Raw genomic sequence first — 9,885 nt, forward strand, 5'->3', positions numbered from 1 at the left:
TCTGCGAGATCGACGGCGAGGTCGTTCCCTACCAGGACATCGACAAGGCGTACGACGACGGCGAGCAGACGGTGGTGCTCACCAAGGACGACCTGTCGTCCCTGCCGAGCGAGCGCAGCCGCGAGATCGAGGTCGTCGAATTCGTCCCCAGCGACCAGGTCGATCTGCTCACCCTCGACAAGGCCTACTATCTCGAGCCCGATTCCTCGTCGCCGAAGGCCTACGTGCTACTGCGCAAGACACTCGAGCAGACCGACCGCACCGCGATCGTGCGGTTCTCGCTGCGGCAGAAGACGCGGCTCGCCGCTCTGCGCGTGCGGGGCGACGTACTGGTCCTGCAGACCCTGCTGTGGGCCGACGAGGTGCGCGAGGCCGCGTTCCCGGCCCTGGACGAGAGCGTGCGGATCTCGGCGAAAGAGCTCGAGATGTCGGCATCCCTGGTGGACAGCTTCTCGAAGGACTTCGACCCCGAGGAGTTCACCGACGAGTACCAGCAGGAGTTGCGCACGCTCATCGACGCGAAGCTCGAGCAGGGCGATGCCCTCGATACGGATGCCACCTTCGGCAAGGCCGAGGACGACGACGGCGGTGAGGTCATCGACCTGATGGAGGCGCTCCGGGCGAGCGTCGAACGCAGTCGGGCCGCGCGCGCGGGCGGGCCGACGACGTCGAAGGAGACCTCGAAGACGGATGCCGACGGCTCCACCGGGAACGACGAGGTCGCCGACACGAAATCGGCGGCCAAGAAGAAGGGGTCGAAGGCGTCGTGATCCGACGCCGTCAGTTCAGCGGGCGGGCTGATCGCCCTCTTCGAGCGTCTTCGCGTCGAGGGTGAGCGAGTCCGCCTCGGCGGGGGTGATCGCTCCTTCGCGCTTGGCGGCGGCGCGCTCGCGGAAGTAGTGGATCGCGATGAACAGCACGGTTCCGGCGACGGCGGCGAGCAGGATGACGTCGATGTACTCCGTGACGATGTCGCGGATGAAGGGGATGTAGCCCACGGCGTAGCCGATCATCGTCAGGCCGATGCCCCAGACGACGGCGCCGATGAAGTTGTACAGCGTGTACTTGCGCCACGGCATGTGGCCGACGCCCGCCGCGATCGGCGCGAACGTCCGCACCACGGGGACGAAGCGGGCCAGGATGACCGTCAGACCACCGAAACGCTCGAAGAACGCGTTGGTGCGCTCGACGTTCTTGCGGCTGAAGATGCCGGAGTCCTTGCGCTCGAAGATCGAGGGGCCGGCCTTGTGGCCGATGTAGTACCCCAGCTCGCCGCCGATGAACGCGGCCACGCCGATGGCGAGAGCCACCCACCATGCGTTCAGCCCGAAGACGCCGTTGGGGGCGGCGGGCGTCGAGTGCGACAGCAGGCCCGCCATGATCAGCAGCGTGTCGCCGGGCAGCAGGAAGCCGATCAGCAGGCCCGTCTCGGCGAAGATGATGAAGCAGACCACCAGGAGCGCCCACGGCTGCGAGTTGGTGATGATCGTGGCGGGGTCGAGCCACGGGAGCAGCGCAGCGGTGGTGTGGATCACATCGGTCCCGTCGGGTGAGAGTCGGTGCTGGGGTTCGTCGGTGCGGAGCGGGTGCGGACGCATCGACCGTGCGGAAGGGGGGACTTGAACCCCCACGCCCGAAGGCACAGGAACCTAAATCCTGCGTGTCTGCCGATTTCACCACTCCCGCGAGTGGGATCAGTCTAAGCGCGACGTCGCCGCGCACGATGTGAAGCCGCCGTCAACCTGGTGACTGTTTTCGCGGCCGGGGGTCGTTCCCGACGGACGGGGCGGCTGCTGGACCGCCATGAACGCTGTCGCGGGTGAATGTCCTGGTGAAACCGGCGGCTTTCGCGTGCGCGTGCGTCTCATCGGGTCGACGCTCTCCGTCGAGGCACGCGCGGAATCACCCCCGCGACCGGCGACGAAGGGGTCGCACGTATATGTGCCTCTACCCGGGACAGTGTCCTGGGGATCCGCGCCCCGCGAACGAGTGCCGCGACCAGTGTGAATGAGAAGGGGGTCCGTCATGGCCCGCAGAGAAGTTTCCGAATCATCCGGCCGGAGTGCTGAGGCCACGCGCTCCTCGGAGTCCACAGGTGCCGGCGCCGCGATCGGTCGGCGTACCGTCCTGGCGGGCGCGGCCTTGGCGGTCCCCGCGGTGACGATGATGGTGTCGACGCCGGCGTGGGCGGCGTCCGGGGAGTCCATCACCCTCTCGGCCCCCGCCATGTGCGTGCCGGCTTCCGGGGGCGGGCGGGTGACGGCCCTGGTGAAGGATGCCGCGAACCAGCCGCTGTCGGGGACGGCCGTGTCGTTCTCGGGGCCGTCCGGGGCGTCTTTCTCGCCGTCGTCGTCGACGACGAGCGGAGCGGGCGAGGCGACCACGCAGCTGGACCTGGGTACGCCGTGGGCGACGCCCGGGTCGACGGTGACCGTGACGGCCGTGACCGCGACGGCGTCGACGTCGATGGCTTTCACTGTCTCGGGCTCGAACCTGCTCATGGCGGGGCGTGACAACCCGCCGACGCTCACCCAGTCGGCCCTGGCGTTCCCCTCGCCCGTGGTGGACGCCGTGGGGTCGGGGTGGGAGAACAAGACCCCGTCCTTCTTGGCTCTGCTGGCCGATGGGACGGTGTGGGCGAAAGGCGGTAGCGACTTCGGTCAGCTGGGCGACGGAACCACGACGTCTCGCTTCGACTGGCTGCCGGTCCCGGGTCTGTCGGGCGTCACGCAGATCGCGGCCGCGGCCAATTCGTCTTACGCCCTCCTGTCGGACGGGTCGGTGAGAGCCTGGGGTCGGAACGCCTACGGCGAGTTGGGAATCGGATCGACGACGGACCAGCTGTCGCCCGTGGCCGTTCCGGCCCTGACGTCGGGGGTGACCCGGATCGCAGCGGGAGCGGGCCACGTTCTGGCGCTCCTGTCGGACGGTTCCGTCCGGGCGTGGGGCTACAACGGGCCCGGCCAGGTGGGTGATGGAACGACGACCGACCGGTGGACGCCGGTGCAGGTGCTCGGACTCCGCGCGAGAGCGACCGCGGTCGCGGCGGGCAGCTTCGCGTCGTACGCGATCCTGTCGGACGGTTCGGTCATGGCCTGGGGATACAACGGCTACGGCGAGCTGGGGATCGGCACGACCGACGACCAGTGGTCCCCCGTCGCGGTCAGCGGCCTTACCTCGAACGTCGTGCAGATCGCGGGTGGGGCATTCTCGGCCTACGCCCTGCTGTCGGACGGCTCGGTCAAAGCGTGGGGGAGCAACGGCGACGGTCAGCTGGGCGACGGGTCGGGAACCGACCAGACGACGCCCGTTCCGGTGTCGGGTCTGAACTCGGGGGTCACGCAGATCGCCGCGGGCGTGCTGTCGGGCTACGCATTGTCGACGGATGGACGAGTGAGGGCGTGGGGTTCGAACGACATCGGTCAGCTGGGCGATGGCTCAGCCGCGAATCAACGAACTCCGGTGGTCGTTCCCTTGCCGTCCGGCCGGCAGGCACAGCGACTCGGGGCCATCTCGACGGGATGCAAGACCGTTCTCATCCTCACCAAGACCAGCTGATCGACCGCGTCCGCGCGGGCCACCGCGCCTCGACCGACCGCGTGCACGGCGAGCGGGTGCGGGCCGGCGTCTCGACCCTGGGGGTGATCCCCCTGGTGATTTGCGCACGACGACGCCGGCCCACCTTTTCGCTGAACGCCTGCCATCGGGCGCGAGGGAACCGTCTCACCCGCGGCGGGGGAGTCGGTGTCCGTGCATGCGTACGTGCACCCCGGCGGAAAGGTGTCGGTGTCCGTGCATGCGTACGTGCACCCCGGCGGAAAGGTGTCGGTGGGGGCGCGTGCTCCGCGAACAGTGAATTGCACGAACGGTGTGAAGAACAGAGAGGCTCGTCATGACCAGCAGTGAGATCGCCGATTCCCGTCGAGCGAGCGGCGAGGTCGGTCGCCGGACGGTCTTGATGGGTGCGGCGTTGTCGATCCCCGCGGTGACGGTGATGGTGTCGACGCCGGCCTGGGCCGCCTCCGGCGGATCGGTCAGCCTCTCGGCTCCCGACATGCGGGTGCCGGCGGCCGGGAACGTGCCGGTGACGGCTCTGGTCCGTGACGCCGCCTCTCAGCCGGTGGCGGGCACGGCCGTCTCGTTCTCCGGACCGTCGGGTGCCTCGTTCGCGCCGACCTCGGGGGTGACCGACGGCTCTGGGAAGACCACGACGCAACTCGATCTGGGCACACCGTGGGCGACGCCGGGATCGTCCGCGACGCTCACGGCGGTGACGTCGGCGGCATCGACGTCGGCGGCCTTCACGGTGGTGGGCTCGAACCTGCTTGCGGCGGGACGAGAGTACGCACGTTCGGTGGCGCAAACCGAGCTCGTCTTCCCCTCACCGGTGACGGATGCGATCGCCGCGGTCGCCGACCTCGTCAGGGTCAACAGTCCGGACAATTCCGTCGCCTGGTTCCTCGCGCTGCTGGCGGACGGCACGGTGTGGGCGAAGGGGGGCAACGCCTACGGTCAGCTCGGAGACGGGTCGACCACCGACCGTTCGACATGGGCACCCGTCCCGGGCCTGGCCGGCGTCACGCAGATCGCCGCCGCGGACCGGTCCGGCTACGCCCTTCTGTCGGACGGATCCGTGCGGGCGTGGGGCGACAACCGTTACGGCCAGCTGGGCATCGGATCGACGACGAACCAGCTGTCACCGGTCGCCGTGACCGGTCTGACTTCGAGGATCACGCAGATCATCGCGGGTTACGACCACGTCGTCGCATCGGCCTCGGACGGCTCGCTCGTGAGCTGGGGACGAAACGCACTCGGTCAGGTGGGCGACGGATCGACCACCGATCGATGGGCGCCCGTCCCCGTGTCGGGCCTGACCGGTGTCGCGCAGATCGCGACGGCGTACAACTCGTCGTTCGCTCTCTTGACGGACGGGTCTGTCAGAAGCTGGGGAGACAATGCGTACGGCGTCCTGGGGATCGGGACCCGGGAGCCGCAGAAGTCCTCGCCGGTTCCGGTGCCGGCGCTGGCGTCGGGTGTCACGCAGATCGCGGGTGGGGGCTGGTCCGCCTACGCCCTGCTGTCGGACGGATCGGTCAGATCCTGGGGGATGAACGGTGTCGGGCAGCTGGGCGACGGGTCGACGACGGATCGCTACTCCCCGGGGGCGGTGACGGGTCTGACCGCGGGAGTGACGCAGATCGCGGCGGGCACGACCACGGCGTACGTGCTGCGGGCGGACGGCACGATGAACGCCTGGGGTCAGAACGACAAGGGCCAGGTGGGCGACGGTTCGACCGCCAGGCGCCGCCTCACCCCGGTCGCGGTGCCGCTGCCGACGGGACGCGAGGTGCGGCGGCTGGCCTCCCTCTCCACCACCTCGCAGACGGCGCTCGCGGTGATGAAGACCAGCTGATCTCGTCCGTCGTCACGACACGCCGAGGGAATGCGGTCGTCCCGTCGGACGCTGACTTCCGGCATGAAGGCGATCTCGTACTCTCAGCCCGGTGACTCCTCCGTCCTCTCGCTCGTCGAGCGGCCCGTGCCCGAGCCCGGCCCCGGCAAGGTGCGCGTGCGCATCGTCGTGTCGGGGGTAAACCCCACCGACTGGAAGGCTCGAGCGACGACCGGTCGTCCCCTGCCGTTCGACGAGGTGACCCCCAATCAGGACGGGGCGGGGATCGTGGATGCCGTCGGAGACGGCGTCGACTCCCTCTCGGTCGGCCAGCGGGTCTGGATCTTCCTCGCGGCGCACCAGCGTCCCACCGGGACCGCCGCCGAGTACTCGGTGCTGCCCGCCGAGCGCGCCGTACCGCTCGCCGACGACGCCTCGTTCGAGCTCGGCGCGAGTCTGGGCGTTCCCGCGATGACCGCGCACCGCGCCCTCACCGTCCACGAGGACGGCCCGTCGCGCTTGGCCCCCGGCGCGCTGTCGGGGCGGACGGTGCTCGTGCAGGGCGGTGCCGGCGCCGTCGGGCACGCGGCCATCCAGCTCGCGGCCTGGGCTGGCGCCACGGTCATCGCCACGGTGAGCAGCGACGAGAAGGAAGCTCTCGCCCGGGCCGCCGGCGCGCACCACGTGCTGCAGTACCCGAGCGAGACCCTGGCCGACGGCATCCGCGAGATCGCCCCGAACGGCGTCGAGCACATCGTCGAGGTCGCCATCGCCGACAACGCCGCTCTCGACGTCGCCGTCATCGCCAACGGTGGCACGGTCGGCTACTACGCCGACAACGGCGGGGCGGAGTTCACCGCCCCCGTGCGCGAGAGCTTCGCGAAGAACGTCCGGTGGCAGGGGCTGCTGTTGTACACCGTGGGCGAGCGCGCGCTCGCCGCGGCCGCCGAGGACGTGGCGGCGGCCGTCGCCGACGGCGTGCTCCCCGTCGGCGAAGAGGCGGGCCTGCCGCTGACCTTCTTCGACCTGGAGGACACCGCCGCGGCGCACGACGCCGTCGAGCAGGGCGCGACCGGAAAGGTGCTCATCCGCGTCTCGGAGTGAGCGTGGGTGATCGCGGTGCTCAGCGGGCCCGGGGCACGTATCTCGGCACCCACCGGATGAATCCCGCCGCGCCGAGCACCGCGATCACCCCCATCGCCGCCACGCCGATCGACAGCGACGCCACCGCCGCCAGCGCCGAGACGATCAGCGGGGCGATGGCGCCCCCGGCATCCGTCAGCGTCCTCCACGACCCGAGGAACGCCGCCGGTTCGTCGGGCGGGGCGATATCGGCGCCCAGGGTGAGCAGGATGCCGCTGGACAGGCCATTGCCGACGCCCAGGACGGCGGCGAACATCGCGTACCACATGGCGGCGGAACCCAGGTCGTGGGTGAACGACAGGGCGAGGAAGCCCGACCCCATCAGCACCATCGCCGGCAGCGCCGCCCACAGGCGGCCGAAGCGGTCCATCACCTGACCGCTGGCGTAGAACAGCGCGAAGTCGATGGCTCCCGAGACGCCGACGACGACGGCGATGGTGCCGGCATCCAGTCCCAGGGAGACACCCCACAGGGGGAGCACGACCTGTCGCGCGGAGCGCACGGCCGACAGCGATGCGGCCGCGAGGCCGAGACGCGCCAGCACCCCGCGGAACCGCCACATCGTGCGGAAGACGCCCACGCGCTCGACGGTGGGGATCGCGCCGGTGACGGCCTCGCCGGTGTCCTCGGCCTCGCGGGAGTCGCCGTCGCCGCGTCGAGAGGGAGCGCTCACGGGCACGGCCTTCTCGGGGTCGGGCCCCAGGAACACCAGCAGGATCGTCGCCACCTGGCACACGGCGAAGAAGACGATGGATGCCGTCTCGTCGCCGAACAGCCCCAGCAACGCTGCCGAGATGAACGGCCCGACGAACATGCCCAGGCGGAAGGTGCCGCCCAGCAGCGACAGCGCCCGCGCCCGGAAGGCAAGGGGGACCCGCGTGGTCATGAACGAGTGCCGGGCGAGCGCGAAGGACGCGGCGCAGAAGCCGATGAGGAACACCGCCGCGGCGAAGAACACCAGCGACTGCGCCAGGACGATCCCGGTGAGACCGCCGAGCACCACGATGCCCGCCACGCCCATCGTCACGCGCTCGCCGAAGCGGGCGACCGCCCACCCGGCGGGGATGTTGCCGCACAGCTGACCGACGACCAGGGCCGCGGCGACGAGGGCGGCGACCGCGACATCGGCGCCCAGGCGGTTCGCGATCACGGGGATGAGCGGGATCACGGCGCCCTCGCCGACGGCGAAGAGCAGCGTGGGGCCGTAGATCATCGGTGCGAAGCGCACCAGCACGTTCCGGGGAGAGTCGGCTGTCACCGTCTCCACGATAGGCTTGATGTCTCATGCTCGAACTCGATTTGACCGCCGACATCCAGGCGCTGCGCTCGACCTTCGCCGATATCCAGGCCGTGGTCGACGTCGACGCACTCAAAGCCGACATCGATCGCCTCAGCGAAGAGGCCGGTGCCCCCGACCTCTGGGACGACGTCGACAACGCCCAGAAGGTCACCAGCCGCCTGAGCCACCGCCAGGCCGAGCTCAAGCGCGTCTCCGAGATCGAGCAGCGCCTCGACGACCTCGAGGTGCTGGTCGAACTCGCGATCGAGATGGACGACGACGACTCCGCCGACGAGGCGCGCCGCGAGCTCGCCGCGCTCAAGGACGTCATCGGACAGCTCGAGGTGCAGACGCTGCTCGACGGCGAGTACGACCCGCGTTCGGCCGTCGTGACCATCCGCTCCGGCGCCGGTGGCGACGACGCGACCGACTTCGCCGAGATGCTGCTGCGCATGTACCTGCGCTGGGCCGAGCGCCACAAGTACCCCGTCAAGGTCATGGACACCTCGTACGCCGAGGGTGCCGGCATCAAGTCGGCCACCTTCGAGGTCGACGTGCCCTACGCCTACGGCACCCTGTCCGTCGAGGCGGGGACGCACCGCCTCGCGCGCATCAGCCCCTTCGGCGGCGCCGACAAGCGTCAGACCAGCTTCGCCGCGGTCGAGGTCATCCCCGTGATGGAAGAGGCCGTCGAGGTCGACGTCCCCGAGGGTGACATCCGCGTCGACGTGTTCCGCTCGTCCGGCCCTGGTGGGCAGTCGGTCAACACGACCGACTCCGCCGTCCGCATCACCCACCTGCCCACGGGCCTGGTCGTGTCGATGCAGAACGAGAAGTCGCAGATCCAGAACCGCGCCGCCGCCATGCGCGTGCTGCAGACGCGCCTGCTCCTGCTCAAGCGCGAAGAAGAGGCGGCCAAGAAGAAGGAGCTCGCCGGTACGATCACCGCGAGCTGGGGCGACCAGATGCGCTCGTACTTCCTCTACGGTCAGCAGCTCGTGAAGGACCTCCGCACCGGTTACGAGGTCGGCAACCCCGCCGTCGTGTTCGACGGCGACCTGGACGGTCTCATCGCGGCCGGCATCCGCTGGCGCAAGCGCAAGGACGACGACGACTGATCGTCCCGACCTCGGTCGGAAGCCCCGTGGATGCCGGAGACTCGGCATCCATGGGGCTTTCCGCGTTTCACGACACGGCGCGTCCTGACGGCGGGACCGGGACCCGCGCTTAGGCTCGTCGAGCCATGATCCGGTTCGAGAACGTCACCAAGCGGTATCGCGGCACCGCGAAGCCCGCCCTGAACGCCGTGGACTTCGAGGTGCAGCGCGGGGAGTTCGTCTTCCTCGTCGGAGCCTCGGGGTCGGGCAAGTCGTCCTGCCTGCAGTTGATCCTGCGGGCCGAGACCCCCAGCGAGGGGCGCGTCGTCGTGCTCGGCCGCGACCTGCGCACGCTGTCGAACCGCAAGGTGCCGTATTTCCGGCGCCACATCGGTTCGGTGTTCCAGGACTTCCGGCTGCTGCCGAACAAGACCGTCCACCAGAACGTCGCGTTCACGCTGCAGGTGACCGGCGCTTCGCGCGGGTTCATCCAGCAGGCCGTGCCCGAGGTGCTGGCGTTGGTCGGTCTGGACGGCAAAGAGAAGCGACTGCCGCACGAGCTCTCGGGTGGAGAGCAGCAGCGCGTCGCGATCGCCCGCGCCCTGGTGAACCGCCCCCAGGTGCTGCTGGCCGACGAGCCGACCGGAAACCTCGACCCCGGCACGTCGATCGACATCATGCGCCTGCTCGCGCGCATCAACGCCGGCGGGACGACCGTGGTCATGGCCACGCACGAGGCGGGTTTCGTCGACCAGATGCAGCGTCGCGTGATCGAGCTGCGCGGCGGCGAGATGGTCCGTGACGAGCGTCACGGCGGCTACGGCGACACGTCGAGCCTGCCGCGCCTCGCGCCCGAGGTCGAACGCGGTGCCGCGGCGGTGGCCGCGCTGACGGCCGTGCTCGAGGTACAGCGCGAGGTGACCGGGCTGACCGGTCCCGTCGAGCCTCTGCCGCGCGCCGACGCGCCGCGTGCC

At 70.0% G+C, this 9,885-nt stretch carries 8 protein-coding genes and 1 tRNA gene; 6 read left to right on the forward strand and 3 right to left on the reverse strand.

Annotated features, from left to right (window positions below; translation table 11 throughout):
* Positions 1–770 (forward strand): Ku protein (locus DBR36_RS16920; RefSeq protein WP_108320850.1); only part of this gene is annotated, 770 nt, incomplete at its 5' end.
* Between the two features lie 15 nt (positions 771–785).
* Here the strand turns inward: DBR36_RS16920 and DBR36_RS16925 are convergent.
* Both DBR36_RS16925 and DBR36_RS16930 read right to left on the reverse strand, forming a co-directional pair.
* Positions 786–1,535 (reverse strand): DedA family protein, encoded by a 750-nt coding sequence (locus DBR36_RS16925; RefSeq protein ID WP_108320857.1) that lies wholly within the window; start codon positions 1,533–1,535, stop codon positions 786–788.
* Positions 1,536–1,604: 69 nt separating this feature from the next.
* Positions 1,605–1,686 (reverse strand) — tRNA-Leu (locus tag DBR36_RS16930).
* A 339-nt stretch (positions 1,687–2,025) separates the two neighbouring features.
* Here DBR36_RS16930 and DBR36_RS16935 point away from each other — a divergent pair.
* The 3 genes from DBR36_RS16935 (at position 2,026) to DBR36_RS16945 (ending at position 6,496) form a co-directional block, all read left to right on the forward strand.
* Complete coding sequence (locus tag DBR36_RS16935; protein WP_146185417.1) at positions 2,026–3,558, forward strand: Ig-like domain-containing protein; 1,533 nt, start codon at positions 2,026–2,028, stop codon at positions 3,556–3,558.
* 334 nt (positions 3,559–3,892) lie between these two features.
* A complete protein-coding gene (locus DBR36_RS16940; RefSeq protein WP_108320852.1) occupies positions 3,893–5,413 on the forward strand; it encodes an Ig-like domain-containing protein in 1,521 nt (506 codons plus the stop codon).
* Between the two features lie 63 nt (positions 5,414–5,476).
* Positions 5,477–6,496 (forward strand): NADPH:quinone reductase, encoded by a 1,020-nt coding sequence (locus DBR36_RS16945; protein ID WP_108320853.1) that lies wholly within the window; start codon positions 5,477–5,479, stop codon positions 6,494–6,496.
* Positions 6,497–6,515: 19 nt separating this feature from the next.
* Here DBR36_RS16945 and DBR36_RS16950 read toward each other — a convergent pair whose 3' ends face one another.
* Positions 6,516–7,748, reverse strand: coding sequence for an MFS transporter (locus tag DBR36_RS16950; protein ID WP_181373668.1), 1,233 nt, complete (start codon positions 7,746–7,748; stop codon positions 6,516–6,518).
* 71 nt (positions 7,749–7,819) lie between these two features.
* On the opposite strand from DBR36_RS16950, the gene prfB reads away from it, so the two are divergent.
* On the forward strand, positions 7,820–8,932 hold the full coding sequence (prfB, locus tag DBR36_RS16955) for a peptide chain release factor 2 (RefSeq protein ID WP_108320855.1): 1,113 nt from the start codon (positions 7,820–7,822) through the stop codon (positions 8,930–8,932).
* A 125-nt stretch (positions 8,933–9,057) separates the two neighbouring features.
* The coding region (gene ftsE, locus DBR36_RS16960; RefSeq protein ID WP_108320856.1) for a cell division ATP-binding protein FtsE at positions 9,058–9,885 on the forward strand (828 nt) is incomplete at its 3' end.

Origin of the sequence: Microbacterium sp. HMWF026, from assembly GCF_003061325.1 — a bacterium.
GTDB lineage: Bacteria > Actinomycetota > Actinomycetes > Actinomycetales > Microbacteriaceae > Microbacterium > Microbacterium testaceum_E.